Source organism: Desulfosarcina sp., assembly GCF_055467485.1.
This window is the reverse complement of the sequence record NZ_JBUOIV010000026.1, coordinates 18,627-44,181: the sequence shown is the minus strand read 5'-3', so window position 1 is coordinate 44,181 and position 25,555 is coordinate 18,627. Positions and strand designations below refer to the sequence as shown.

Annotated in this window: 24 protein-coding genes; 6 read left to right on the top strand and 18 right to left on the bottom strand. The window is 58.9% G+C overall.

Translation table 11 applies throughout. The annotated features are described in order from the left end of the window. Positions 1–190 precede the first annotated feature (190 nt). Positions 191–556, bottom strand: a complete 366-nt coding sequence (gene dksA, locus ACZCED_RS13675; RefSeq protein WP_462968632.1) for an RNA polymerase-binding protein DksA — start codon at positions 554–556, stop codon at positions 191–193. Beyond that, entirely contained in the window at positions 553–822 is a 270-nt protein-coding gene (locus ACZCED_RS13670) for a hypothetical protein (protein WP_464861019.1), read from the bottom strand. Before ACZCED_RS13670 ends, dksA begins: the two co-directional genes overlap by 4 nt. Here ACZCED_RS13670 and ACZCED_RS13665 point away from each other — a divergent pair. Beyond that, positions 810–1,397 carry a hypothetical protein gene (locus ACZCED_RS13665; protein WP_464861018.1) on the top strand — a complete coding sequence of 196 codons (588 nt, stop codon included), beginning with the start codon at positions 810–812 and terminating at the stop codon, positions 1,395–1,397. The two genes, ACZCED_RS13670 and ACZCED_RS13665, sit on opposite strands and share 13 nt — an antisense overlap. Here the strand turns inward: ACZCED_RS13665 and ACZCED_RS13660 are convergent. The 13 genes from ACZCED_RS13660 to ACZCED_RS13600 all read right to left on the bottom strand — a co-directional run bounded on the left by ACZCED_RS13660 (position 1,345) and on the right by ACZCED_RS13600 (position 14,663). Further along, positions 1,345–2,046, bottom strand: a complete 702-nt coding sequence (locus ACZCED_RS13660) for a flavodoxin family protein (RefSeq protein ID WP_462968630.1) — start codon at positions 2,044–2,046, stop codon at positions 1,345–1,347. The genes ACZCED_RS13665 and ACZCED_RS13660 overlap by 53 nt on opposite strands. 325 nt (positions 2,047–2,371) lie before the next feature. After that, positions 2,372–3,784 carry a dihydrolipoyl dehydrogenase gene (gene lpdA / locus ACZCED_RS13655; protein ID WP_462968629.1) on the bottom strand — a complete coding sequence of 471 codons (1,413 nt, stop codon included), beginning with the start codon at positions 3,782–3,784 and terminating at the stop codon, positions 2,372–2,374. A 1-nt stretch (position 3,785) separates the two neighbouring features. Next, positions 3,786–5,078, bottom strand: a complete 1,293-nt coding sequence (gene odhB / locus ACZCED_RS13650) for a 2-oxoglutarate dehydrogenase complex dihydrolipoyllysine-residue succinyltransferase (RefSeq protein WP_462968628.1) — start codon at positions 5,076–5,078, stop codon at positions 3,786–3,788. Between the two features lie 119 nt (positions 5,079–5,197). Next, positions 5,198–7,927, bottom strand: a complete 2,730-nt coding sequence (locus ACZCED_RS13645; RefSeq protein ID WP_462968627.1) for a 2-oxoglutarate dehydrogenase E1 component — start codon at positions 7,925–7,927, stop codon at positions 5,198–5,200. Between the two features lie 28 nt (positions 7,928–7,955). Then, the gene (locus ACZCED_RS13640; RefSeq protein WP_464861017.1) at positions 7,956–8,744 is read right to left on the bottom strand and encodes an alpha/beta hydrolase; all 789 of its coding nucleotides are present in this window, start codon (positions 8,742–8,744) and stop codon (positions 7,956–7,958) included. Positions 8,745–8,976: 232 nt separating this feature from the next. Next, positions 8,977–9,951 (bottom strand): arsenosugar biosynthesis radical SAM (seleno)protein ArsS, encoded by a 975-nt coding sequence (arsS, locus tag ACZCED_RS13635; RefSeq protein ID WP_464861016.1) that lies wholly within the window; start codon positions 9,949–9,951, stop codon positions 8,977–8,979. Between the two features lie 21 nt (positions 9,952–9,972). Then, positions 9,973–10,305 (bottom strand): arsenosugar biosynthesis-associated peroxidase-like protein, encoded by a 333-nt coding sequence (locus tag ACZCED_RS13630; protein ID WP_462968624.1) that lies wholly within the window; start codon positions 10,303–10,305, stop codon positions 9,973–9,975. 139 nt (positions 10,306–10,444) lie between these two features. Beyond that, positions 10,445–11,932, bottom strand: a complete 1,488-nt coding sequence (locus tag ACZCED_RS13625; RefSeq protein WP_464861015.1) for a dihydrolipoyl dehydrogenase family protein — start codon at positions 11,930–11,932, stop codon at positions 10,445–10,447. 11 nt (positions 11,933–11,943) lie between these two features. Then, positions 11,944–12,684, bottom strand: a complete 741-nt coding sequence (locus ACZCED_RS13620) for a DUF547 domain-containing protein (protein WP_464861014.1) — start codon at positions 12,682–12,684, stop codon at positions 11,944–11,946. Positions 12,685–12,898: 214 nt separating this feature from the next. Further along, on the bottom strand, positions 12,899–13,120 hold the full coding sequence (locus ACZCED_RS13615) for a hypothetical protein (RefSeq protein WP_462968621.1): 222 nt from the start codon (positions 13,118–13,120) through the stop codon (positions 12,899–12,901). A gap of 21 nt (positions 13,121–13,141) precedes the next feature. Continuing rightward, entirely contained in the window at positions 13,142–13,354 is a 213-nt protein-coding gene (locus ACZCED_RS13610; protein ID WP_462968620.1) for a hypothetical protein, read from the bottom strand. After that, the gene (locus ACZCED_RS13605; protein ID WP_462968619.1) at positions 13,320–14,204 is read right to left on the bottom strand and encodes a DUF3786 domain-containing protein; all 885 of its coding nucleotides are present in this window, start codon (positions 14,202–14,204) and stop codon (positions 13,320–13,322) included. Before ACZCED_RS13605 ends, ACZCED_RS13610 begins: the two co-directional genes overlap by 35 nt. 3 nt (positions 14,205–14,207) lie before the next feature. Beyond that, positions 14,208–14,663: a ferritin-like domain-containing protein gene (locus ACZCED_RS13600; RefSeq protein ID WP_462968618.1), complete on the bottom strand. Its 456-nt coding sequence runs from the start codon at positions 14,661–14,663 to the stop codon at positions 14,208–14,210. 302 nt (positions 14,664–14,965) lie between these two features. On the opposite strand from ACZCED_RS13600, the gene ACZCED_RS13595 reads away from it, so the two are divergent. The 5 genes from ACZCED_RS13595 to ACZCED_RS13575 all read left to right on the top strand — a co-directional run bounded on the left by ACZCED_RS13595 (position 14,966) and on the right by ACZCED_RS13575 (position 20,936). Beyond that, positions 14,966–15,808: a rhodanese-like domain-containing protein gene (locus tag ACZCED_RS13595; RefSeq protein WP_464861013.1), complete on the top strand. Its 843-nt coding sequence runs from the start codon at positions 14,966–14,968 to the stop codon at positions 15,806–15,808. A 230-nt stretch (positions 15,809–16,038) separates the two neighbouring features. Then, positions 16,039–17,151 (top strand): NAD(P)/FAD-dependent oxidoreductase, encoded by a 1,113-nt coding sequence (locus tag ACZCED_RS13590; RefSeq protein WP_462968616.1) that lies wholly within the window; start codon positions 16,039–16,041, stop codon positions 17,149–17,151. 81 nt (positions 17,152–17,232) lie between these two features. Next, the gene (locus ACZCED_RS13585) at positions 17,233–18,093 is read left to right on the top strand and encodes an alpha/beta fold hydrolase (protein WP_462968615.1); all 861 of its coding nucleotides are present in this window, start codon (positions 17,233–17,235) and stop codon (positions 18,091–18,093) included. Then, positions 18,086–20,281 carry a response regulator gene (locus tag ACZCED_RS13580; protein WP_464861012.1) on the top strand — a complete coding sequence of 732 codons (2,196 nt, stop codon included), beginning with the start codon at positions 18,086–18,088 and terminating at the stop codon, positions 20,279–20,281. The genes ACZCED_RS13585 and ACZCED_RS13580 overlap by 8 nt, the downstream gene beginning before the upstream one ends. A 235-nt stretch (positions 20,282–20,516) precedes the next feature. After that, positions 20,517–20,936 (top strand): Fur family transcriptional regulator, encoded by a 420-nt coding sequence (locus ACZCED_RS13575; protein WP_464861011.1) that lies wholly within the window; start codon positions 20,517–20,519, stop codon positions 20,934–20,936. A gap of 170 nt (positions 20,937–21,106) precedes the next feature. Here ACZCED_RS13575 and ACZCED_RS13570 read toward each other — a convergent pair whose 3' ends face one another. The 3 genes from ACZCED_RS13570 to dnaK form a co-directional block, all read right to left on the bottom strand. Then, positions 21,107–21,538 (bottom strand): YbhB/YbcL family Raf kinase inhibitor-like protein, encoded by a 432-nt coding sequence (locus ACZCED_RS13570; RefSeq protein ID WP_464861010.1) that lies wholly within the window; start codon positions 21,536–21,538, stop codon positions 21,107–21,109. Positions 21,539–21,649: 111 nt separating this feature from the next. After that, the gene (locus tag ACZCED_RS13565) at positions 21,650–23,107 is read right to left on the bottom strand and encodes a 4-hydroxyphenylacetate 3-hydroxylase family protein (RefSeq protein ID WP_462968611.1); all 1,458 of its coding nucleotides are present in this window, start codon (positions 23,105–23,107) and stop codon (positions 21,650–21,652) included. A gap of 361 nt (positions 23,108–23,468) precedes the next feature. After that, positions 23,469–25,382 (bottom strand): molecular chaperone DnaK, encoded by a 1,914-nt coding sequence (gene dnaK / locus ACZCED_RS13560; RefSeq protein WP_464861009.1) that lies wholly within the window; start codon positions 25,380–25,382, stop codon positions 23,469–23,471. Between the last annotated feature and the right edge of the window lie 173 nt (positions 25,383–25,555).

The following is a 25,555-nucleotide window of genomic DNA, read 5'->3' as shown; positions in this document are numbered from 1 at the left end:
TTAACGGCATCATCGGACAATTCATAGAATTTTTCAACTCTGCGGTCTGGTCTCCAACGAAAGGGACACCAGCAAAATGGATGCAGACGATCTGAATGAAAGGCGGGAAAATCACGGCGAGCTGGAACGATCGGGTGGGCAACGCCCTGCCCGGGCAGGAGGCGGGCAGCACTGACCGGCAAGACTACGGCTAATTGCCGGTGACTCGCTCAAAAGCCTCCTGCTTGGTTTTACAGTCGATGCAATAGCTGGTGACCGGCCTGGCCTTCAGGCGGTCAATCGCAATGGGTTCCTCGCATTCTTCACAGATGCCGTAGGTTCCCTCTTCAATGGCCTGGAGGCTCTTTTTGATCTTGGCGATCAACCGGCTCTCCCTGCCCCGAATGCGCAGCTGATTGTTGCGGGACTCCTCCTCCGTGGCCCGGTCCAGCGGGTCGGCCTCGTTGGTGTAGACCGAGCCGATCAGTTCCACCACCGCAATCCCCGCCTTTGCCAGCAGTGCATCAAGCTCGTTCTGCAACATATTTTGAAAATAGTCGATGTCTGTTTTCTTCATTTATCCATCCTGAAAAAAGGCGGTTGCATCCATTTAAAATTTGGCTCACGCACCTGCCTCGCCGATGCGTTGGGCCTGAAAATAACATCGATAGTAAAAGAATCAAGGGGCAAATCATAATCTAACACCAATTGATCGATGGCGTTCATCATGGAGGCAACCGGTTGCACGGGCGCTGTGGCGCGGTTATGGGTTGCACCGGCAGGGCGACATCCGTTAGAATTCAGTTTTAGGTAGTCGAGCAGGATTGGCAATGAAAGGCGCATTCGCAGAAATCACCCCCCCCTTTTGGTCAGGCAGCGGAGTCGTCTCCCAATCCCCGCAATGGCAGGACTCGAACTGCACGCTGACCCGCCTGTTGGCAATCCACCGCAGGGATCTGGGGATGGCGGTCGCAGTGGCCATGGAAATCCGCCGCGGAATTGACGAACTGACGCCATTGATGGCGGCGTTGTGCCGCCGGACCTGCCGCTTTTGCCCCGAACCCTGCTGTATCAACCACACGGTATGGATCGATTTTCGTGATCTGCTGTTTCTGCACCTGCTCGACGAACCCATTCCGCCCTGCCAGGCGGCATCGGAGCCCAAAGCGGCCTGCCCGTTTTTAACCCACCACGGATGTCGCCTGCCCCCGCGAATCCGGCCGTGGATGTGCATCCAGTACATCTGCCCGACCCAGCAGGCGGTTCTCAACAGAAAAGGGGGTTCCGCAAGGGCCGCCCTGCTTGTTAAAATTGAACGGATCGAAAAGAAACGTGTCTGGATGGAAGCGGAAGTGATCCGCCGGATCAAGCGGAGGAGGCGAACATCGCCATCATCTTTTCCTGCATCTTCCGGGTGACGGCCTTGCGGTCGTGGCCCTCTTTCAGCCGCTTGCCCAGCCGTTTTCCGGCCTCGACAGCGGCAGCCATGACCTTGGGCTGCCTGGCCACATCCGGGACCATGTCAGGAGTGATTTTGACACCCTTGCCGTGAATCATGCTGGGAATGCCCACCTGGCAGGTCTCCCCGTACCCGCAGCTGTAACACGAAGCGGCCCCCTGTCCCGTCACCTTGGCCACCGTCTCGATGAAGTTGTAAAGAAAGTACTTTTCCAGTTCGTCTGCCGGAAAACGGCCGCTGGTGCCGCCCACGCCCACAGCCACGGCCAGCTTGCCCCACAGGAGGTCGCCGGTTTGATGGCGGAACTGAAACCAGCGCTCCAGCAAGGCATGGGTGGCGGCATTGAGGGTGGAGTAGTAATTGGGTGCGCCGAACACATAGGCATCCGCGGCCACGATTTTTTCGCGCAGTGGGGCCAGGTCGTCTTCCACCTTGCAGACATTGTCCTTCACACACCCCAGGCAGGCGATGCACCCGGAGATGGTCTTTGCCCGCAGGGAGACAATTTCATAGTCCACGCCGGTGTTCTCGAGCACCGTCTGGACCAGCTTGTATACACCGGACTGGCTCTCTTTGCGGGGACTGCCGGATATGCCGAGTATTTTCATACGGATTCCTTTCTGTATCTACCAGGCTGCAAATGAATCGTTGAACTTCAGACATACTATATTTGATCTGGCATCCATAAAGATCCTGAGGCCCGGCTTTCACCGAGAAGAGGACCGATGTAATCATCGCTTTGTCATCAATTTATGGTGATGGTTGCTCATGCCTTGGCTCTTTTTTCTACAGCGCCTGTTTCAAAACGTTGCAGTTCGGCCAAGATCAAGGCGGGCGATCATTTCACCCGCAGGCGTAGCAGCGCTACGTCGAGGATTGAAATGTGAGCCCAACGCCGAGATGGGTCGAAATGGGGCGTTTTGAAGCTGGCGCTCAGGAGGCGTAGATAGAGCATTTCCGCACATTCATGGCCGCCTCCTGCAGCGCTTCGGCAAAGGTGGGGTGGCCATGGATGGTGCGGGAGATATCTTCCGAACTGGCGCCGAACTCCAATGCCAGCACGCACTCGGCGATCATGTCCGCCGCCCGGGGGCCGATGATGTGGACGCCCAGGATCCGGTCGGTCTTGCCGTGGGAGATGAGCTTGACGAACCCGTCGGTTTCACCCATGCAGCGTGCCCGTCCCGCTCCGGAGAAGGGAAAGCTGCCCACGCAGTAAGGGATCTCCTTTTCACGCACCTGCTCTTCGGTCAGGCCCACGCTGGCGACCTCGGGCCAGGTGTAGACCACCGCGGGAATGGTGTCGTAGTTGACTTCGCCGGCACGGCCGGCCATGCATTCCACCGCCGCGGTGCCTTCGGCGGAAGCCTTGTGGGCCAGCATGGGCCCGGGAACCAGGTCGCCGATGGCATAAATGCCGTCGACGCTGGTGCGGTAGGTTTCATCCACGAGGATCTGGCCGGTTTTCGGATCGGTGTCGATGCCCAGCACCTCGATTCCCAAACCGCGGGTGAGGGGTCGCCGGCCGATGGAAACCAGCAGCCGGTCGAAGGTCATCTCCTCGGTCTTCTCCTTGCCTTCCAGCACGGCCTTGACCTTTTTACCGGCCACCGCGGCTTTGGCCACCTTGGTGTTGAGTCGGAACTCCAGGCCCTGCCGCTTGAGAATCCGGTCCAGGGTCCGCCCGACCTGGCCGTCCAGGGTGGTGGCGATCGTGGGCAGCATCTCGATGACGGTGACCGTGGAACCGAGCCGGCTCCACACCGAGCCCAGTTCCAAACCGATGTATCCGCCGCCGACGATGCCCAGGTGTTTGGGCACCGTGTCGAAGGAAAGGGCCTCGGTGGAGCTGACGATATGCTTGCCGTCGAATTCCAGACCCTTGACTTCAATGGGTTCGGAGCCGGTGGCCAGCAGGATGTATTTGGCCGACAGGGTCGTCTTTTTCTTTTTGCCCGTATCCACCTCGACGGAGCCGGGCGCCGGGATCGATGCCGTGCCGTGGATGATCTCGATATTGTTGCCGTCCAGCAGCTTGCGCACGTTTTCCGTGAGCTCCTCCACCACTTTGTCCTTGCGGGCCATCATGGCCGGCAGATCCAGAGAGACTTTTCCCGTCTTGATGCCGTATTCGGCAAAACGGTCCTTGGCCAGGTGATAGTACTCGGAGGAATCCAGCAAGGCCTTGCTGGGGATGCACCCCACGTTGAGGCAGACGCCGCCCAACCGGGAGGCTTTTTCCACCACGGCGGTTTTCATGCCGAGCTGAGCCGCACGAACGGCCGCCACGTATCCGCCGGGTCCGGAGCCGATGATCACCAGGTCGAACTGTGCTTGCTGTGCCATCTCACACCTCCAATGCCATGCGTTCCGGGTTTTCGACAAACTCCTTGACCCGCTTGAGAAAGGTCACCGCACCCTTGCCGTCCACGATGCGGTGGTCGTAGCTGAGCGCCACGTACATCATGGGGCGGATGACGATCTGCTCATCGATCACCACCGGCCGCTTTTCGATCTTGTGCATGCCCAGGATGCCGCTTTGCGGCATGTTGAGAATAGGCGTAGAGAGCAGGCTGCCGTAAACCCCTCCGTTGCTCACCGTGAAGGTGCCCCCCTCCAGGTCGGCCAGTTCCAGCCGGTTCTCCTTTATCTTGGTCACGTAGTCCACGATGGCTTGTTCCACCTGGGCGAAGCTCAGGCGCTCGGCGTGGCGGATCACCGGCACCACCAGTCCGCGCTCGGTCCCCACGGCCACACCGATGTGCTGGTAATTGTGGTAGACAATGTCGCTGCCGTCGATGAAGGCGTTGATCTCGGGCACCTCTTTGAGGGCCTCCACGCATGCCTTGACGAAAAAGGACATGAACCCCAGCGAGACGCCGTGGCGCTTGGCGAAGGCCTCCTTGTACAAGGACCGGATTTCCATGGCACGGGCCATGTCGATCTCGTTGAAGGTGGTGAGCATGGCCGTGCTCTGCTTGGATTCCAGCAGCCGCTCGGCGATGCGTTTGCGGATGGGCGTCATGGGTTTTCGCTCTTCCATGGCTGCCGCCGACGGTTGCACCGCCGGGGTGGGAGCCGCATCGGGAATGCCGGCGGGCGCCTTCTCCAGGTAAAGCAGTACGTCTCCCTTGCTGATTCGCCCGCCGGGGCCGGTACCCTGGATCTTCGATGCATCCAGGTTCTTTTCGGCGATCAGCCGGCGCACCGACGGCGCCAAAGGAATGTCTTCGGCGCTAGGTGGTGAAGTTTTGGCAGCCGGTTGAACCGGGGCCGTCTTCTCCTCTGGTACCTTCCCTTTCTGCATTTCGGCCTTGCCGGAGCTGTCCTTGTCCGTGTCTCGTTCCGGCTTGTCCGGTCGGTCCTTTTCGGTTTTCGTCGTTGGCTTTGATTCAGTCGAGGCACCTGAGGCTTCAATGGAGCCGACCACGGCGCCGATGGACACGGTTTCACCGGCCTTAACAATGATCTTGAGCACGCCATCCGCCTCGGCCACCACCTCCAGGGTCACCTTGTCCGTTTCGATGACAAACAGGGGATCGTCCTTGCGGACGGTGTCGCCATCCTGTTTGAACCATTCGGCCAGGACGGCTTCCTGGACCGACTCGCCAACACTGGGAATCTTGATTTCAATGGACATGCGGGCTCCTTGGTTAGTCTATCGCGTTCGTTGGGTTTTTTGCATTTGTCGGGTTGGTTTGGCGCTATTCTTAACCGAGGTCGGATGTCAGATGACTGAATTCCGTCCCCTGACATCCGTTAACCTGCCATTCCCCGGGCCTGGTTATGGGTGCCGACGGCCCGGTCGACGATGCCGTCCTGCTCCATTTTGTAGATCTTGGGAAAACCCGTGGCCGGGCTCGCCGCAGCGTTGCGACCGACATAGCCGATGGGTTTTTTCAGCAGCGCCGCCAGCCTGGGACGCATGAACTGCCAGGCGCCCATGTTCTCAGGTTCCTCCTGTACCCAGGTCCAGTCCTTGGCTTTTTTGTACCTGCCGATAACCGCTTCAAAGGCCTTTTCAGGGAAGGGGTAAACCATTTCGACCCGGACGATGGCGGTATCGGCGGCATTGATCTGCTGTCGCCGGGCAATCAGTTGGTAGTAAATCTTGCCGCTGCAGAAAATGACTTTTTTTACCGATGCGGCTGCTTCCGCATCGTCCAGAACCGGTGAAAACTGTCCGTGGGTCAGTTCCCTCAGCGAGGAGACGGCCATGGGATGGCGCAGCAGGCTCTTGGGGGTCATGAGGATCAATGGCTTGCGGAACGGCGCCTCGATCTGACGCCGCAGCAGATGAAAGTACTGCGCCGGGGTGGTCGGGTTGGCCACCTGCATGTTGTCGTTGGCGCAAAGTTGCAGAAAGCGTTCCAGCCGGGCGCTGGAATGCTCCGGTCCCAGCCCCTCCCAGCCGTGGGGCAGCAGCAGGGTCAATCCGCACAACTGCTGCCACTTGGCCTGGCCGCTGGCGATAAACAGGTCGATGACGCACTGGGCGTTGTTGACGAAATCGCCGAACTGGGCCTCCCACAGGGTCAGCACCTGGGGACGGGTGACCGCGTAGCCATATTCGAACCCCAGCACGCCGGCCTCGGCCAACAGGCTGTTATACACCTCGAAAGGTGCCTGTCCCGCTTCCAGATGGTTCAACGGGATGTGGGATCGGCCCGTCTCATAGTCCCAGAGGACGCTGTGACGCTGGCTGAAGGTGCCGCGGCCCACATCCTGGCCGCTCAGCCGCACGGTGTGGCCGTCGGCAAGCAGGGATGCAAAGGCCAGGGCTTCGGCACCCGCCCAGTCAATGCCTTCACCGGTGTTGACGGCTTCGAGCCGCTTGTCGAGCACGCCCTTCAGTCGGGGGTGGACGGTAAACCCCTCGGGCAGCTCAGCCAGCCGGGTGGCCAGGTTGACCAGCGTCTGGCTGTCCACCGCGGTCTCGACCGGGTCATGCGAATACGACCCGCTGACCGTCTCCCATTCCGGGTAAAACCGGGGTTCGGGGAAAAGGCAGGTGGCGCCGTGGATCTCCTCGTAGGCCGCATCGAGGCCGCTGGTAACGTCCTGTTCAATCTCCTCCGCATCTGTTTTCGACAACACGCCCTCGGCAACCAGCCGGTCGCCGTAAACCCGGTTGAGCGGTGGGCGCTCACGGATACGCTGGTACATGGTCGGTTGGGTGAAATAGGGTTCATCCCCTTCGTTGTGACCGTACCGGCGATAACAGACCAGGTCGATGACCACGTCCTTGCCGAAGCGGTAACGGTAGTCGGCGGCCAGTCGGGCCACGTGAACCACGGCCTCCGGATCTTCACCGTGGACGTGGAAAATCGGCACCATGAGCATTTTGGCCACATCGGTCGAGTAGCGCGTGGAGCGGGCATCCTCGGGCAGGGTGGTATAGCCGATCTGGTTGTTGATGATGACGTGCACCGTCCCACCCGTCCGGTAGCCCTTCAATTGAGACATATTCAGGGTTTCCGCCACGACGCCTTGCCCGGCGAAGGCCGCATCGCCATGCAGCAGCACCGGGAGAACCGCCTTGTCGCCGTCGGCTGCCAGCAGATCCTGCCGGGCCCGGACCATGCCTTCCACCACCGGATCCACCGCCTCCAGGTGGCTGGGATTGCTCACCAGATAGAGGGAAAGCGAAGCGCCGTCGTCCATCTTGTGTTCGGTGAGATAGCCGATATGATACTTGACGTCTCCGGACCCCACCAGGTCCTGGGGATCGTAGCAGCTTTCGAACTCCGAAAAAATCTCTTCGGCCGGCTTTTCAAGGATGTTGCGCAGCACGTTGAGGCGTCCCCGGTGAGCCATGCCGAAGATGATTTCACGGCACCCGGATTCAACCGCCCGCCGGCGCAGCACGTCCAGGAAAGGGATAAGGGCTTCACCGCCCTCCAGCGAGAAACGCGTCACACCCACATATTTTTTGTTGAGAAATGCTTCAAACAGGGAGGCCGCGGATAGTTTTCTAAAGATATCGACCCGTTCGCCAGCCGTGAGTTCGACCCGGTTATTCACCGGCTCCATGCGTGATTGAAGCCACCGGCGCTCGTCGGGATCCTGAAGGTGCATGTACTCCACGCCGATGCTGTGGCAATAGGTCTGTTTCAGCCGGCCCACGATCTCTTTCAGCGGTGCCGCGGTCTGTTCGATCAACCCGGGTGCGGCAAAGGCGCGGTCCAGGTCGGAGGCCTCCAGGTCAAAGGCGTCGAGATCCAAAAGCGGGTGAGATGTCGGGCAGGCGGACAATGGATCCATGCAGGCCAGCAGGTGGCCGAGGTCCCGGTAGCGGCGGATCAATTCGCCCACGTTGGCCTGGCGCAGGGCCTGCGCCGGGTCGGCATCCGCCGGCCCGGCCGCCCCGGCCAATTCGAATCCTTTGAAGAAAAACTGCCAGCCATCCGAAAGCGACGATGGGTCGGTTTTCCATTTGCGGTATTGGGCGTCGATGAAGTCGGCGCTCAAGGTTTCGGACAGGTTCATCTTTCAAGGTCTCCTGTGGGCGATGTCATTATTGACGGCTCTTCCCGCCGGGCACCGGGACTCCGGCCTGGCGGCAGAACCAATCGGCCACCGTGCGGGCGACCTGCCGCTGGTGGTCCGGCTGGGCGAGCATGTGATCGCCCCCGGCGACAATGGCCAGCTCGACCAGCCGGGGGTTTGCCGTTTTGGCCAGATGCGCTTCGGCGACGGGAATGATCTCGTCCCGGTCACCGTGAACCACCAGCATGGGAATCGTCAGCGACCGGGTGGCATCCATCAGGTCGTGCCGGTCCGCATCAGCGAAAAAATTTCTGGTGAGCTTGAGCTCCCGCTCGCGGCTGCTAAATCCCACCTGACCGGTCTGCTCCAGGGTTTCCTGCTGTGAGGGTGTGAGAAATTGCATGGGTCGTGTCTGACTGACGCGCCCGGCCACCCGGCAGACCCCCGATACGGTCTTGACTCGCCGGGCGGTAAGCAGGGCGATGGCCGCACCCAGCGAGTGCCCGGCCAGACCGATCCATGGGGCGCCTTTTTCCTGAATCAGCGCAATGGCCGCCTCCATCTCCCGGACCTGCTTGGACCAGGTGGAGTCTTCGAACCGTCCCTGGCTCTGGCCGTTGCCGGAAAAATCGAATCTGAGGGCCATGAAACCGGCCTGGCAGAGCTCGCTGCAGATGCGCCGCAGGACACCCGTGTGCCGGGAGCAGGTAAAACAGTGGCCGGCAATGACCGCGCCGACCGGTGGCTGCTCGGGCTGATGCAGGGTTCCGGAAAGGGTTTCCCCCATATGATTGTCGAATTGGATCTGCTGTTCCATTTGTTCTCCGCGGGAAGGGATCGAGATGCCTTCTCATACTAACAAGATCCATGCCATGAACGTCAAGGCAAAAAGGTCCGGTGACACCGATTTGCTGAATCCAGCGGGCATACGGTGCAACGGACCCATAGGATGCTTGTCGGAATAAAATGGGTGGTTCACTTGAGACAGGATGTCTCAAGATGGAACCGGGTATGCAACCACCTGAGCCTCAGGTGCCGATAGCCCCGCCTCAGGTAAATCCGGCGCCGGCGGTGCATGTGTAGCAGTGGTCTGCCGTGGCGATGGGAGTGCCCGGTTCCGGGCCTCCGGTCATATCGGTCACATGGATCCGGTTGCGGCCCATGGGCAGACCCCGGGCCAGATTGAAGTCACAATCATACAGGTATCCGTCCCAGGAGACCGACACCAGGGTCCGGCACATCACCCCGTCCACCGCACACGGGTTGAATCTGTCCGCCAGCTTCTTCATGTAGGCCGGCAGATTGCCGGATCGCTCCAGCCACTGCCTGAAGCGCCCCAAGGGCACGTTGGAAAAGCTGAAGAGATGATTGAACGCAATACCCCACTTGCGTTCGAGCATCTGGCGAAACCGCTTTTCCGTCTGCGCCTGGTCGGCGGCCATGAACGCACCGGTCGGATTGGATACCAAGTTCAGTTGGAGGCCGGTTCCCGGCTGCCCGTATCCCAGGGTGTTCAGCCGCTGCAGGGCGGCGATGCTGGCCTTGAAGATCCCGTCGCCCCGCTGTGCATCGGTCTGGGATTCATTGATGGCGGGAAGGGAGGCCACAATGGTGGTCTTGAGGCGTTTAAGCAGGTCCATCAGATGCGACCGTCCGCCGCTGTTCAGCGCCGACAAGTTGGACCGCAGGCTCAACGTCGGCGTCAGCGCGGCGAAGGTCTCCAGGATGTACGCGATATCCGGGTTCATCTCCGGAGCGCCGCCGGTGATATCGATTGTCTCGAAGGACACCCGTCCGGCCCAGGCCGCGATCTGATCGGCGGTCTGACGGGTCATGACCTCGGTTTTAGCGGGGCCGGCATTCAAGTGGCAATGGCCGCAGGCCTGGTTGCACAATAGCCCCACGTTAATCTGGAGAACGTGGGTGTTGTCCCGGATCAGTTTCAACCCATGCCGGGCAAGGGTTCTCGAAAACCCCGTGGGCTCGGCATGGGTTTCATGAACATACGATCGGTCGTCAGCCATAGGTGCCTCTTCACCCTGCCTTTACATGGACATCTTTTCGGCAATATTTTTCATCTGGACGCCGTGAACCAAAGAAGCGCCTCCCCGAATGGCGGTGGCCACATGGACGGCTTCGATCATTTCCGCCGTGTTGGAACCGGTCTCAAGGCATGCACGGGTGTACGCATCGATGCAGTAGGGGCATTGGACGGCGTGGGCCACGGCCAGGGCGATGAGCGATTTCTCCCGCTGGGTCAATTCGCCTTCGGCGAAGACCGCTTCGTAATACTCGAAAAACTTTTGCGCCAGGTTGGGATTGTCTTTACCGATATCACCGAACTTGGGCAAATCGTCAGGTTTGTAGTAAGTCTCCATGGTCGTCTCCTGAAAAAAGCATCCGTCATCCAAAAATCGTTCACGGCGGGAAGCCGCTCCAACAATCTCTCAATGCAGAAATTCCTGAATTGGGAATCCTTCTCTCCACCCTCCGACCTCAGAACTCAGGCCTCTGTCATCAGGAATCCGACATCAGGCTCTTATCCTCGCACACCTCCGGCGTGCAAGCGCGCCCCTTCAAATTGAAAAAGAACTTGAGGCCTTTTTGCACCTTCTCGGAAAATATTTTGGGCGAGAAGACGCTGCCGGTCACCCGTTTGCTGATCTCTCCCAGCGTGGGATAGGGATGAATGGCCGAAGCCATGGTGGAAAGCTTTACACCGCCATTTAAGGCCGCCACCCATTCGGCAATCAGGTCGCCGGCGCGCGGCCCCAGGATCTGAACCCCCAGGGGTTTTTCCTTTTTATCGAGGATCAGTTTGATCCGGCCGTGGGTCTGCCCTTCGGCCAGGGCGCGGTCGTTGTCCCGGAATGCCTCCGTCCAGACGGAATAGTCGAGGCCCGCATCTCTTGCCGTCCGTTCGTTGAGTCCAATGCTGGCCAGTTCGGGATCCGTGTAGGTGCACCAGGGCAGCCATGTGTAGTCGACCTTGCGCGGCAGGTGGAATACCGCGTTGCTCACCACGATCCCCCCTTCGTATCCGGCGGCATGGGTGAACTGGTAACCGCCGCTGACGTCACCGGCAGCATATATGTGCTTCTGATTGGTGCGCAGCCGTGCGTCGACCGTGATACCCGTTCGATCGAATGCCACTCCGGCGGCGTCCAGCCACAAATCCTTGACGTTGACCGCACGGCCCGCGGCCACCAGCACCGTGTCGGCCGTCAGGGTCACCGAAGCACCGTCTCCCAGCCGCAGGGTAACGCTTTTCTTCTCACCTGCCGCGGATGCATGTTCAACGGCGGCACCCAGGTAAAATTTTACGCCCTCGGATTCCATGACCGCCTGGACGGCATCGGCCATGTCCGCATCCTCCTTGGTTAAAATTTGAGCGGCCCGGTCGACCACCGACACCGACGATCCCAACCGGTTGAATGCCTGGGCCATCTCGATGCCGATGGGTCCGGCGCCCAGTACGAGCAGGCTGCCGGGGAGCTGGTCGAGGGAAAAAATTTCGCGGTTGGTGATGTAGCCGATCTCTTTGAGGCCCGGTATGGGGGGGATGGCCGCTGAAGATCCGGTGGCAATGACCCAGTTCTTGGCGGTAATCGCCCGGCCGTCCAGGTCCACCGTGCGCTCATTCTTGAAATAAACGGTCCCGAAAGCGACTTTCGCTCCCAGTTTGCAGAACCGTTCTTCCGAATCATGCTTCTGGATGACGGCGATGACATCCTGTATGCGCTCGGCGATGCGGGAAAAATCCACGGGCGGCAGGTCCACTTTGGGCAGCCCGAAACGATCGGCATGCTTCATCTCATGGTAAACGTGCGCCGAACGGATCAGGGTCTTGCTGGGCACGCATCCATAGTGCAGGCAGTCTCCGCCGAGCGCCGGCTCCTTTTCGATGAGCAGGGTCTTGGCCCCCAGCTGGGCCGCCCCCGAAGCGACCGTAAGGCCGGCTGCACCGCCGCCGATGATGCCGATATCGTAGTCGTAGTTTGCCATCGTCGCCTCCTTCAGGTTCCGTTGAGGGACCAGTCGTAGTCCAGGTATCTGACCTTGATCCGCCCTTTGTTCTTTTCCAGCTGATCCCGCATCGGAACGTCGGCGAATTGGATGAAATAGCCGATGACATCACCATGGAAGTCTTCCGAGAACCAGTCGAAGATTTTGCTGACCCACAGGGTATTGTCCTCCAGACGGTTGAACCGCGGGTCGTTGATAAATGCCCGGGCAGCCCGGTCCAGCTGATCGTTCAGGCGGTTTCCGGCAAACGGCTCGCCTTGGAGGGGCGGGCAGCCCTTGGATGCGCAGTTGACGGCAAAATGGACCCGGGGGTCCTTGAACCGTTTTCTCAAAATGTCGTGTTCGATCTGTTCCAGGGTCAACAGGTCGCCGTCGATGCGGGCGATGGATTTTTTCCAGGGTGACGAGAACAGGCTCCCCAGTTCCTTGATGGAACGGATATCCGGGTAGCGGGACAGGATCAGTTTGATGGTCCACGCGTTGTATGCGTTGGCGTAGAAAGCAAACTGATCGTCCGCCGACAGCCGGTCCGGATCGACGGCGGCCAGCACCTCCAGGTATTGGTCCAGGACGGCCTCGTCATCCTTCACGCCCTGGTAGTCCACGACACCGTCTTTAACATGGCGGTTCAACAGGGAGGCGAACAAGGCGTGGTCCACCTGGGCGGCATGTGCGCCGGCGATCCATATCCCGGCAATCATGATGATCGTTGCTATGGATATCTTTTTCATGCGGCCCCCTTGAGAAATTCTTTCCGGTTGATCCCGTTGCGTTTTTCCAGGTTGGTCGCCCGGCAGGCGAGAACCTTACACCGTTTCCGCCCGCCCTGGCAAAAGCCGTTGCGCCGGGCTGCCGGCAGCGCGACACGACGCAGTGGCCGAGCGGTTCAGCCTCCAGGGGCGCACAGGTGCCGTCCTCGCACCTGGCCTGCCTGTGAACGGGGGGCTACTCTTTTCCGGGCCATTGAACACCGGTCTGTTCATCGACCACGTAGCAGAACCGGTTCCACTCGAACTCCCGATGGCTGAACGGGCAGTGGAGCCTGACCTTGCGGTCGGTGACGGCCGCCACCTCCCAGTCCCCCTTGCGGGGTCCATCGGCGATATTGATTTTCTGACCCACCCTGAACGGATAGGGTTTGAACACGGTTACGTCATGGGTTTCCATGGTCGCTCCCAATTTAAAAAACTATTTGATTTTATTTAATTTGTCATGCCATGCACACGCATTGCAAAAGGTTTCCGTGTCGTCGCCGACCGGCGGGCACTCGTCATCCTCCAGGCCCGCTTCAAAACGGACCTCCCCGTCGCGGCACTCGATTTCGTAGACATCGTATTCATCGTCGGGGTTTTTGACATGGAATTGTTTACAGCCGCATACCGGGCATTTGGATTGGGTCATTGTCGATGCTCCTTTGTCGCGCTTGGTCGGCGGCATCGCAAAGCATCTGCCGCAGCCGTTCGCTCAAAAAAACGATGGATTCGATGTCCAGGTGGTCGGTAACGGTCTCGTCAAAGAGCAGTCTGGCGCTGGCGCTGAATCCCTCCGACGGGTCTTCGTCCCAGAAGAGGAGCATCAGCGGCACCCGGGGCAACGGCTGGAAGAAAAAGGCGGCATCCGCGCCGTTCTCCACGCCCGCATGGTCCTGGCCACCGATGCGGACCGCAGCGCCAACCAGTTCTTCCAGACGACCGTGAAAGCGGTCTGCCAAGGGGCCTTCCACCTGACTGCTCATGGTCTTGACCTTGGAGACCGTGTTGGGAAACGCTTCGAAGCCCTTCCACTTTCCCGTGGGTCTGCGAGTTCCTCCCTGGGCAACGTGGTTGAACAGGAAGACCTTCTCCCAGCGGGTGAGATCCGTGCCGTCCGGTCGCTGGATATCGCGCTCGCCGATCAGGACATGGCCTGAAAAGTAGGGCAGCTTCAAGGCCGGGCCGGCACCCCTTTCAACCAGGCTGCCGCCGATTCGATCGGGCAGGTCCGCCAGGTTCATGGACGCAGATCGCTCCACGGCCCACTTCAGGGCATCCTCCGCCAGGTCCCGTTGGGTCCATTTCCCGGCCGCATACTGCTCGCCAAGCTCCCGGCTGCAGCGTGCCACCGTCTCCGGCATCAGGTGGGGACAGCCGTCCAGCGGGTGCCTGGCGGAGACCACCATGCCCGCAAAGGCGATGCAGGTGGAAAATCCGCAGTCGCCGCAATTGGTTTTGGGCAGCACGTCGCGGTAGAGATCGACGACGGAAAGGGCCATCGGCTACCAGACCTCGGGATAGCCGATATCGATGAAGGCGGATTCCATTTTCAGCTTGTGATCCCGCTCCATGGCGGCCAGATCCAGGAAAACCTGCCGTTTGTCGTCGTCATCGCACATCGCGGCCATCTCGGTGTACTGTTTCATGGCCGCCTCCTCTTTTTTCATGGCCAGGGCAAATGCATCGGCCGGCTTCATCGCCATGGACAATTCCGGTTCGTCGACGGTTTCGGCCACCTTGTAGTCCCGGGATTCGGAGAAATAGCGGTCCATGGTGTTGCTGGTGTAAATCTTGGTCAGGATATCCCGGTGCTTTTTCTCTTCCTCGGCCAGGGCGATGAAGAGCTTTTTCAGATGCGGATCCTTGAGCGTATGGGCCGCATCGTCATAAAATTTCCTGGCCTCCACCTCGTTGGCGATGGCCTGCTTGATGATATCCTTGTACTCGCTAAGCTTCATGATACCCTCCGTTTGTCTTGAAAAAGAATGGGAAAACTGCGGGCAGCGGCCGATTTTTAAAAATAGTGCCGCAAGCTTACAAAAGCAAACCGTGTGCCATCAAAAAGCCATGGCAGGAAGGCCTTGTTTTGTGTATACTCGCACAACCCTTCCGAACTGCAAAGATATGATTTCAGAACCGTGGATCACATACAAGATAAAGATGCCGGCAGGTGATGAAACCACCGGCAGAACCGGCGTTGCGTGGTACACGGGATCTGACAATCATTGCCGGCAATAACCCTATCCATGCGGAGGACCCCATGAACTGGCGACAATTCCTGACCCCCGTGACATCCATCGACACCGACCAGGCCCGGGACTATCTTGCGGACAAAAAGGTGGACGACGTGACCATTCTTGACGTTCGCCAACCCAAAGAGTACGAGGCCGGCCACATTCCCGGTGCCATTCTGGCGCCGCTGCCGGAGCTCACCGACCACATGCAGCGCATCGACCGCAGCAAACCGGTCATGGTATACTGAGCATCCGGCGGACGCAGCCGGGTGGCTGCGCAGCTGCTTGCCGGACAGGACTTCAAATCCATCATCAACATGGCCGGCGGCTTCAACGCCTGGACCAGCGGGGCGGCCTTCTTGGGCGAAGAGAAGGGCCTGGCGCTTTTCGACGGGGTCACGTCGGTGGAAAACGCCCTGGCCGTGGCCTACTCGCTCGAAGCGGGTTTAAAGGACTTTTACGACGACATGGCAGCCAAGGTTGACAGTGACCCGGCGAGACAACTGTTTCACCAACTGTCTCAAATTGAGGTGAAACATCAGGATCGCATTCTGGAGCAGTACACCGAGCTGACCGGCAAGCCGGTCACCCGGGAGACCTTCGAGGCCCGACAGGTATCCGAGGTGCTGGAAGGGGGGCTGACCACCGAGGAGTATGCCAACCTGCTCATGCCCGCTTACGACACGGTGCAGGAAATCATCGAACTGGCCATGTCCATCGAGGCCCAGGCCCTGGACCTCTATCTTCGGGCATCGCAAAAGGCGCAGAACGAGGCGGGTAAAAAGGCCCTGATCCGGATTGCCGACGAAGAGAAGACCCATCTGGCACGGCTGGGACAGTTGATGGAAGAAACCGTGGCGACGACGTAAACTGCCCGATACCTGCGTTACGCGTCGCCCCTCGTCACTGCGGAGCATCGTCAATACACCTCGCTCCCCGGGACTCGCAAACCCTGATCTCGAACGGTTTACGCCGTCGCCTGAACAAATGAACACAAGATTGCAGGCTGAATGCTAAAAGCAGTTGAGATTTTGGAACGACTGGGACATACCCCCTCAGCCTTAAATCTGATAAGCGAACCACCTGCCAAGAGGCTCCCATGAGAAAAAGACTGGTGCTCATCGGCGGCGGCCATGCCCACATGGTCACGCTGGCCAATTTATCTAGAATTGTTGAAAAGGGTCATGGCGTCACCGTCATCGGTCCGTCGGCGTTTCACTATTACTCGGGTATGGGACCGGGGATGCTTTCCGGCACCTACCGGCCCGAAGAAATTCGCTTTGCCACCCGGCATGTGGTCGAAAAGCAGGGCGGAACCTTCCTGACCGGTAAAGCGGTCGGGATCGATCCAAAAAAGAAAACCGTGATGCTGGAAAACGGGGACGCAATTCCATACGACGTGCTCTCCTGCAATGCAGGCAGCCATGTGCCCAAGCCGGCCATCGTCGGTGAAAGGGACGATATCTTTACCGTCAAACCCATCGAGCGGCTCATGGAGGCCAAGGACCGCCTGGCCGACCATTTCGGCCGGCACACACCGGATGTGGTCATCGTGGGCGGCGGCCCCTCTTCGGCAGAAGTGGCTGGCAACGTCTGGCAGTTGGCCGCCGCCACCGGCGGACACATGCCGCGCATCACCGTCTGCGCCGGCCGGACCTTCATGCCCCGCTTTCCCATATCGGTTCGTCGCCGGATCATGGTCACCTTGAGCCGGCGGGGAATCACCATTCGCGAAGGCGTTTATGTGAAATCCATATCCGGCACTACCGTCACCCTGGATAACGATGACACCCTGCCGGCGGATTTCATTTTCTTGGCCCTGGGCGTCACCCCATCTCCTATTTTTGCGGAATCCGGCATCGAAACCGGTCCCGACGGCGGGCTGCGGGTCAACCAATTTTTGCAGAGCACCCAGCATCCGGACATCTTCGGCGGCGGGGACTGCATCTACTTTCAGGACCGGCCCCTGGACAAGGTGGGTGTCTATGCGGTTCGCCAGAACCCGGTTCTGCTCCACAACCTCATGGCCCAGCTGGACGGCGGCGAACTGATGCCCTTCGACCCTGGCGGTGACTACCTGCTGATCTTCAACCTGGGCGGCCGGGTCGGCGTCCTGAAAAAACGATGGCTGGAATTCGGCGGCCGGCCCGCATTCATGATCAAGGATTATATCGACCGAAAATTCATGCAAGAATTTCAGGCAATCGAATAGCGGCCGATAATAAGGGTTGGAGGCACCAGGACCCGCCCTTTTGCAGGTCGGTTGCCTGTCCACTGCAACTGGGGGACACAGATGGAAAAACAGCCATTGACTTGCCGGGTTGCCGGCCACGACATCGCTTACCACTGTGACGGTGAAGGCGAAACCGTCCTGCTGGTGCACGGCATCACGACCTATTCGTTCATCTGGCGGCGGATCGTACCCTTGCTCAAAGACCACTACCGGGTAATCACCGTTGATCTTCTCGGTTGCGGCGCCTCGGACAAACCCCTGGAAGTCTCCTATTCCATCCGACAGCACGCACGCCTGCTTAAGGAATTCGCCGACACCCTGGAGCTGGGCGCATTCCATTTCGTAGGCCATGATGTGGGCGGCGGCATCGGCCAGATATTTGCCGTGCGCTACCCGGATGCCATCACCGACCTGACCCTGATCAACAGCGTGGGCCACGATTTCTGGCCCGTGCAGCCCATCATCGCCATGCGCACCCCCATCATCCGCCAGCTGGCCATGGCCACGCTGGACATCGGCGCTCTCCGCCTGGTGGTCCGCCGGGGCCTGTATCACAAAAATCGGCTCGACCAGGATCTAATCGATCGATTCTGGGCGCCCATGCGCACCCGGCTGGGCCGAAAGGGGTTTCTGCATTTTGCCAACAGCCTGAACAACCGGCACCTCATTGAGATCGAGGGTGATCTTAAAAAGCTCCGCCTGCCGGTGCTGATCATACGGGGAGACGCCGACCTGTACCTGAGCGGGGCGATTGCCGAAAAACTGCATCGGGATATCCCCGACAGCCGTCTGTGCAGAATTGCCACCGGCAGCCACTTCATCCAGGAAGACGAACCGGAGATGCTGGCTGAGGAGATGATGCGCTTCTGGCATGTGTTGGGTCATTCGTCTCCAATAAGAGGGGAAAACGCTGATGGATAGCGATTACCGGGCAAAAATTGACGCCCTCCATCACACCATCGACGTGTTGGAGGCCGAGAACGCCCAGTTGTCCGAACGGGCGGAGGAAGCCATGCTGCTGGGACTGGTGGCGGAAACCCTCCAGACCATCACCGACCCGGTAGAGATCGTCGCAAGCGTACAGGAGCGGGTCTCCATCCTCAAAAACATTCCCTATATCGCATGCGGCCGTCTGGTGGACCGCCAGCTTGAGCCCGTTGCCACGTATGCCTCCTTTTCGGACGAGACAAATGTCGGTTGGCCCATCCAGCTTAAGGACTCCCTGTTCGATGAAATCACACAAGGGCCCTATGTAACCAAGAACGTGGCTGAACTCTCCGTGGACTTTGCCGGCGATGCGTTTCACCCCTCATTTACGGTAGTCATCCCCTTTAAAAGCCACTTTTTTTCCAACGGCCTGTTTCTTTTCATGGATGGCGACGGCAGCGCCGACCGGCTGACCCCGATGCTGTTCATGCTGGATCGCATCGTGGACATGACGGTGAGCCGTATCGACAATCAGTATCTGATGCAGAAACTGGCCCGGCTCAACAAGGAACTGGAGGCCCGTGTCGACCAACGCACACGGGCGCTGGTCTCGGCCAACCTGAAGTTGAAGGCTGAAATCGCCGATCGGAAACAGTCCGAACTGGCGCTTAAAAATGCCAACGATCGATTTGTTACGGTTCTCGACGGCATCGATGCGCACGTCTATGCAATTGACCTGCACTCATACGAGATCCTGTTCATGAATCGGAAGATGAAGGAGGATTTCGGCGATTCATTGATCGGAAAGAAGTGCTACCGCGAGCTCCGGAAAGAGAAGTCACCGTGTAAAATCTGCACCAACAGCCGGTTGCTGGATGAGCATGGCAGGCCCGGGCGAGTCATCACCTGGGAATCCAAGAGCCCGGTCACCGGGAACTGGTACATGAACCACGACCGGGCCGTATCCTGGGTCGACGAGCGCATGGTCAAGCTGCGGATCGCCGTCGACATCACTGAGCTCAAACGTACCGAACACGAAAAGCAGCTGCTGCAGGCACGGTTTCAGCAGTCCCAGAAAATGGAGGCCATCGGTACCTTGGCCGGCGGCATCGCCCACGATTTCAACAACCTGCTGATGGGCATCCAGGGCCGGACCTCGCTGATACTGCTGGACCTGGACCCGTCTGACCCCCACGCCGAACACCTGAAGAGCATCGAGACTTACATTCGCAGCGCTGCCGGTCTGACCAGGCAGCTGCTGGGTTTTGCCAGGGGAGGCAAATACGAACCCAAACCCACCGATCTCAACCGCATCGCCGATGAGGGTGCCGACCTGTTCGGCAGGACCAAGAAGGAAATTCGAATCCATAAGAAGCTGGCGCCGGATTTGTGGACTGTTGACGTGGACCGGGGCCAGATTCAACAGGTCCTGCTGAATCTGTATGTGAATGCCTGGCAGGCCATGCCCGACGGCGGAGACCTTTATATTCAAACCAGTAATCAGGAGCTGGCCGCAGACAGGGCCGGGCTGCATCAGCTTGTACCGGGAAGATATGCAACGATTACCGTGTCGGATACAGGCATCGGCATGACGTCTGAGGTCCTGCCACGCATTTTTGATCCTTTTTTTACGACCAAGGAGAGAGGTCGCGGAACCGGGCTGGGACTGGCGGCCTCTTATGGAATCATCCTGAATCATCACGGTGCCATCGAGGTAAACAGCCAGGCCGGCAGCGGATCGGCATTTACCGTATATCTCCCCGCGTCCGACCAAGCGGTGGTCGAAGTGAGCCGGATCCCACGGAAGCCGGTTAAAGGCTCGGGTTCGATTCTTCTGGTGGATGACGAGCAAATGATCATCGACGTGGGAAAAATGATGCTTGAAAAGCTCGGTTACCGCGTCTCCGTGGCTACCAGTGGCAACGAGGCCATCAGCACGTACACCGCGAAAAAGGCCGACATCGTCATCTTGGACATGATCATGCCCGACATGAGCGGCGGCGAGGTTTTCGACCGATTGAAAGCGGTAGACCCCGAGGTCAATGTGGTTCTGTCCAGCGGCTACAGCCTCAGCGGCCAGACCCAGGAAGTATTCGACCGGGGGTGCATCGGGTTCATCCAAAAACCCTTCACCATGGATGCGCTGTCGGAAAAGGTTCAGCGAGCCATGGGTAAGATATGAAAAGGTCCGTCAGCAACGGCCGGAGACACCGGAGACCTGCGGTGAAAAGGCCGAGCTGTCGGTTGTCCCCTCGTTTTGCAGCGGCCCGGACCGGAATGCCCCCCTCCGGGTGGCGAACATCCCACTGCCTTTTGCGATTGTTGACACCTGTGCCTCGTCTTTGCTATTTATTGATAATCATTTTCCATAAAACCTGAAATAGTCGAGCGTGCCCATGCCAGACCCTGAGATCCGAATGCGAAAAATGGTGGAAGCCCTTCGGGAAAACGATTACCGAATCACCCCCCAGCGCCTGGCTATTTTGAAAATCCTTGCCGAAAGCAAGGGGCACCCCAGCGTTGATTCGATCTACGACCAGGTCAAAACCAGCTTTCCCACCACCAGTCTGGCCACCATCTATAAGAACGTGGCGGTCCTCAAAGACCTCGATCAGCTGTTGGAACTGGGTTTCAGCGACGACAGCAACCGCTATGACGGCAACAAACCCTACGACCATCCCCATGTGGTGTGCACCGTCTGCCGGAAAATCCTCGACCCCGACATATCGGCCTTGGCGGACATGACCCAGGAACTGACCCGGGAGACCGGTTTTACCATCACCCGCCACCGCCTCGATTTCTTCGGCATCTGCCCGGACTGCCAGGGCAGGCAGTAGGATCTTCTTCTCGAATCAACCCAATCCTCATCTTGGACGCAAAGGCACCGACCGCCGATCAAAACGCAGGCGGTAATATCTGCAAACCGATATGCGTTGAGCACACGCATCAGCCGCTCTGCAGGATGCTGGGCAAGAAGGGGATTGGCCCGCGGTTACGGGCGAATCGATTAATTTTTAGGTGGGAAGGATCGCCTGGCCTTGCCGAAACCGATGATTGCACCGTCGGCATCCATGGCCATGACGGAGAACTCATAGGTGTGCCGTTTTGCCGGCGGCGGGCAGGGACCGTTATAACCGAGTTTAAGGGCCCCGGCAGGGATGATCCCCGACCCGTCATATGTCACCTTGCCGCCGCCTTGGTTCCATTCCGGCAGGCTGATATCCGTGAGCCTGGCCCGCAATTCAGCGGTGCCCTCCGGAACGGCCGAAACCCGGAGTTCCGGAGATTCATGGGTGCAGGCGTCGATTCCCTCCCAGGAAAAGTCCACCGTCATCTCGGCGGCGTCTTTGGGGATTTTGATTTGGTCCGGATTGTTGGCGCAGCCAACGGTAAGCATGAGCAGGGCTGCGAGGATGACGACTGAATCGCATTTTTTCATGTTCGCCTCATCTGATCGGTTTGTGGAACGCAGTGCAAGGCTTTCAACAGGGCATGTCGATTGGTGCCCCCGTGACCCGCTTGAACTAAAGGGTCAAGGCGCTATTTCCCGTCAGGACGTTTCGTCGACGATCCCGCAGAGCCGCTTTGCGGCTTCCTTTTTCTGGGCCATGTTGACTTTTCTTCCGATCATGATCCGCTGGGCCTGAGGAGATCCGGCCCCATGCATCGATTCGGTCAAATAGCCGACGGCTGCGGTTCCCAGGGTCAGGTTCTCGATCAGTCGAAGAATCCGCATGCGGTCTTCGGTACGGATGCCGGGTCGGGCTTGGAAATATTTTTCCACCCATTTGCGTGTGGCGCCGGCCTTCAAATCCTTTTCAGCTGGCAGGGTGACCATCAACCCGCCGGCAATATCCTGAGCCAGCCGGGCAATTTCGTATGGGAAGCGGGTCACGTTCTGTTTGTGCACATTTGCCAGAAGGGTGTTCACGGCATAGGTGCCGCTGAGCTTTTTCTGCCCTTCCGTGGCGCAGGCGATACAGCCGCAGTACAAGGTTTCGTTGAGGTGGTTCATTTCGATCAGCTTGTCCTTGATGTGCGAGGCGTTGGCGACGCCGTTATTTTCGGCGGCAAGCTGGGCCGCGCCGATCAGCACGTCCCCCACGCCGACTTTGCAGGCATAGCTCTGCCGGTGGTAGGCGGCGAACATCTCGACGAGCGGCCCGGCGAAGTCGTGTTCCCCGTACATGAACACCCGCTCCCAGGGGACGAAAACATCGTCGAAGACAACCAGCGCCTCGTGGCCGCCATACCGGACATTGCCCTGGTCCAGGTCACCGCCCTCCATCTTCCGGGTGTCGCAGGATTGCCGCCCCATGATGTAAACGATGCCCCGGGCATCGCTGGGAAGCGCAAAAGAAACCGCATAATTCTTGTCCGCCGCCTGCATGGCGATGGTCGGCATGACGATCACCTCGTGGGAATTGACCGCCCCGGTCTGGTGGGCTTTGGCGCCGCGAACCACGATGCCGTCATCTTTTTCCTCAACCACGTGAAGATAATGGTCCGGATCCGGCTGCTGGTGCGGCGGCAGGCTGCGGTCACCCTTGGGGTCGGTCATGGCGCCGTCGCAGGTCAGGTCATTCTCCTGAACGAACCCCAGGTATTTCTTGAACCGCCGGTTGTAGGCGGTATCGTATTTCCGGTCGATATTGTAAGTAATGATGGACAGGGCATTGAGCGCGTCCATGCCGACGCAGCGCTGGAAACAGCAGCCGGTTTCCCGGCCGAGCATGCGCCCCATCTTACTTTTTTTAACCAGGTCGTCGATGCTCTGGTGGATGTGCGTAAAGCGGTTGATGCGCTTGCCGGTGAGGTGTGAACGGGCGGTCATCAGGTCGGCATACTCGGGAATGTGGGCCAGCTCATAGGTTTTGGCGACGGCGTTCATCGAGGGCCGGATGATCGGGTCATCGACCACGTTGGCCACCCGTTCGCCGAACATATATACTTCAAGGTTCAACGCCCGCAGACTCTCTTCGAATTGTTCAGCCGTCATCATGGGCATACCGATCGCTCCTTACCTTTTTATCACCCATCCTCCCATCGTTTATACACAACCGACAAGGTTGTCCCGGATACCCTGATGGAGGTTAAGTGAAAAAATGGCTCTCTGTTTGGCCATTGCCCCCTTACTACCATATCCGCTTGATAAATCAACGCTATTAGGTCGCTTTCCGCTAGCCATGGCTTTCGTTCTCAATGCCTTGAAATCTTCAGGCGGTATTGGCGTAGTGGCCTTCGACATACCCCTTTAGGAGCTGTCCCGTGCGCAACAACTAAAAAGCCGGGCATTCGCCCGGCTTTTTAGTTGCGTGTCGGGTGCGGGGAAAGACGCACCGATTCGTATCTCTGAAACGCTTTGGTGGTTAGGCCACTTCCTGAAAATCGGCATCCACCACGTCGTCGTCCGGCGCATTTGCACTGGCCCGCCCTCCGGCGCCCCGGCCGGGTTGCGGCCCGTCGCCATGGGAGCTGCCCGGCTGCTGGTACATGGATTCGGCCAGCCGGTGGGATGCACGGGAAAGCACCTCCGTCAGCTGCTTGATCGCCGCGGCGTCGTCTCCTTTCAGTGCTCGTCTCAGGTTGGCCACCGCGTCGTCGATCTCCATGCGCACGCTGCCGTCGACGTTGGCGCCCAGCTCCTTGAGGGTTTTTTCAGTTGAGTAGACAAGCGCATCGGCGGCATTCTTGGCATCCACCAGCTCTTTTTTGCGGTTGTCGGCATCGGCATGCAGGTCGGCATCCTTAACCAGTCGGTCGATCTCTTCTTTGGAGAGGCCCGAAGACGAGGTGATGCGAATACTCTGCCGCTTGCCCGTCGCCTGATCCTTGGCCGACACCTCCACGATACCGTTGGCGTCGATGTCGAAGGTCACTTCGATCTGGGGTGTTCCCCGCGGTGCCGGCGGAATGCCGGTGAGTTCGAAGCGGCCCAGCGTCTTGTTGCCATCCGCCATCTTCCGTTCGCCCTGGAGTACATGAACCGTCACGGCCGGCTGGTTATCTTCGGCCGTGGAGAAAACCTGGCTCTGGCGGGCTGGAATGGTGGTATTCTTTTCGATCAGCGTGGTCATCACGCCGCCCAGGGTTTCGATTCCCAGGGAGAGCGGGGTTACATCCAGCAGCAGCACGTCCTTGACATCGCCCTGTAGCACGGCCCCTTGAATGGCGGCGCCCATGGCAACCACTTCATCGGGATTGACCCCCTTGCTGGGCTCCTTGCCGAAAAGCGTCTTCACGCGCTGCACCACCGCCGGCATGCGCGTCATGCCTCCCACCAGGATCACTTCGTCGATGTCGCTTGGGGAAAACCCGGCGTCTTTCAAGGCTGTACGGCAGGGACCGTCCATGCGCTCCAGCAGGTCTTCCACCAGGGATTCCAGCTTGGCCCGGGTCATCTTGATGTTCAGGTGCTTGGGCCCACTGGCGTCCGCGGTAATGAACGGCAGGTTGATATCCGTCTCCATGGCGCTGGACAGCTCCATCTTGGCCTTTTCCGCCGCTTCTTTCAGCCGTTGAAGCGCCATCTTGTCGCCGCGCAGGTCGATGCCCTGCTCCCGTTTGAATTCAGCGGCCAAATAGTCGATGATGCGCAGGTCGAAATCCTCGCCGCCCAGGTGGGTGTCGCCGTTGGTGGCCTTGACTTCGAAGACACCGTCGCCGATCTCCAGAATGGAGACATCGAAGGTACCGCCGCCAAGGTCGAACACGGCGATTTTCTCTTCCTTTTTCTTGTCCAGCCCATAAGCCAGCGATGCCGCCGTGGGCTCGTTGATGATGCGTTTCACGTTCAATCCGGCGATCTTGCCCGCATCCTTGGTTGCCTGGCGCTGGCTGTCATTGAAGTAGGCCGGTACGGTGATCACCGCATCGGTGACCGGTTCGCCCAGGTAGGCTTCCGCCGACTTTTTTAGATCCGCGAGGATGAATGACGAAATCTCCGCCGGACTGTACTGGCGCCCTTTAAGGGAAATGCGGACATCCCCGTTTTCCGCCGGGGTTATCGCATAGGGCAGGTTCTTCCTGTCGTTGACCACCTCTTCGGCGTCGTATTTGCGGCCGATCAGCCGCTTGACGCCAAAGACCGTGTTTTCCGGGTTGGTGACCGCCTGGCGTTTGGCGATCTGGCCCACTAGCCGTTCACCGCTGCTGGAAATAGCCACCATCGACGGTGTGGTGCGGCCGCCGTCGGCGTTGGTAATCACCCGTGCGTCGCCCCCATCCATGATGGCTACACAGGAGTTGGTGGTTCCAAGATCGATTCCGATGGTTTTGCTCATTTTCTGTTCCTCCTTAAAAACGGGACCGGTATGCCCCGTGTTGATTGGTATGAACCAATCATAAATCAGAATCGATCCATGTCAATTATATTATATTACTTTTTATTATTTTTTAATTTAAGTAATTTTGCCTGGGCGTCTGCAGACGGTCGGGTGAAAGGGTAGGGGTCAGG

Coding starts and splice junctions, on each gene's coding strand:
- dksA (WP_462968632.1), bottom strand. CDS start 556: ATGAAGAAAACAGACATCGACTATTTTCAAAATATGTTGCAGAACGAG.
- ACZCED_RS13665 (WP_464861018.1), top strand. CDS start 810: ATGAAAGGCGCATTCGCAGAAATCACCCCCCCCTTTTGGTCAGGCAGC.
- ACZCED_RS13670 (WP_464861019.1), bottom strand. CDS start 822: ATGCGCCTTTCATTGCCAATCCTGCTCGACTACCTAAAACTGAATTCT.
- ACZCED_RS13660 (WP_462968630.1), bottom strand. CDS start 2,046: ATGAAAATACTCGGCATATCCGGCAGTCCCCGCAAAGAGAGCCAGTCC.
- lpdA (WP_462968629.1), bottom strand. CDS start 3,784: ATGGCACAGCAAGCACAGTTCGACCTGGTGATCATCGGCTCCGGACCC.
- odhB (WP_462968628.1), bottom strand. CDS start 5,078: ATGTCCATTGAAATCAAGATTCCCAGTGTTGGCGAGTCGGTCCAGGAA.
- ACZCED_RS13645 (WP_462968627.1), bottom strand. CDS start 7,927: ATGAACCTGTCCGAAACCTTGAGCGCCGACTTCATCGACGCCCAATAC.
- ACZCED_RS13640 (WP_464861017.1), bottom strand. CDS start 8,744: ATGGAACAGCAGATCCAATTCGACAATCATATGGGGGAAACCCTTTCC.
- arsS (WP_464861016.1), bottom strand. CDS start 9,951: ATGGCTGACGACCGATCGTATGTTCATGAAACCCATGCCGAGCCCACG.
- ACZCED_RS13630 (WP_462968624.1), bottom strand. CDS start 10,305: ATGGAGACTTACTACAAACCTGACGATTTGCCCAAGTTCGGTGATATC.
- ACZCED_RS13625 (WP_464861015.1), bottom strand. CDS start 11,932: ATGGCAAACTACGACTACGATATCGGCATCATCGGCGGCGGTGCAGCC.
- ACZCED_RS13620 (WP_464861014.1), bottom strand. CDS start 12,684: ATGAAAAAGATATCCATAGCAACGATCATCATGATTGCCGGGATATGG.
- ACZCED_RS13615 (WP_462968621.1), bottom strand. CDS start 13,120: ATGGAAACCCATGACGTAACCGTGTTCAAACCCTATCCGTTCAGGGTG.
- ACZCED_RS13610 (WP_462968620.1), bottom strand. CDS start 13,354: ATGACCCAATCCAAATGCCCGGTATGCGGCTGTAAACAATTCCATGTC.
- ACZCED_RS13605 (WP_462968619.1), bottom strand. CDS start 14,204: ATGGCCCTTTCCGTCGTCGATCTCTACCGCGACGTGCTGCCCAAAACC.
- ACZCED_RS13600 (WP_462968618.1), bottom strand. CDS start 14,663: ATGAAGCTTAGCGAGTACAAGGATATCATCAAGCAGGCCATCGCCAAC.
- ACZCED_RS13590 (WP_462968616.1), top strand. CDS start 16,039: ATGAGAAAAAGACTGGTGCTCATCGGCGGCGGCCATGCCCACATGGTC.
- ACZCED_RS13585 (WP_462968615.1), top strand. CDS start 17,233: ATGGAAAAACAGCCATTGACTTGCCGGGTTGCCGGCCACGACATCGCT.
- ACZCED_RS13580 (WP_464861012.1), top strand. CDS start 18,086: ATGGATAGCGATTACCGGGCAAAAATTGACGCCCTCCATCACACCATC.
- ACZCED_RS13575 (WP_464861011.1), top strand. CDS start 20,517: ATGCGAAAAATGGTGGAAGCCCTTCGGGAAAACGATTACCGAATCACC.
- ACZCED_RS13570 (WP_464861010.1), bottom strand. CDS start 21,538: ATGAAAAAATGCGATTCAGTCGTCATCCTCGCAGCCCTGCTCATGCTT.
- ACZCED_RS13565 (WP_462968611.1), bottom strand. CDS start 23,107: ATGCCCATGATGACGGCTGAACAATTCGAAGAGAGTCTGCGGGCGTTG.
- dnaK (WP_464861009.1), bottom strand. CDS start 25,382: ATGAGCAAAACCATCGGAATCGATCTTGGAACCACCAACTCCTGTGTA.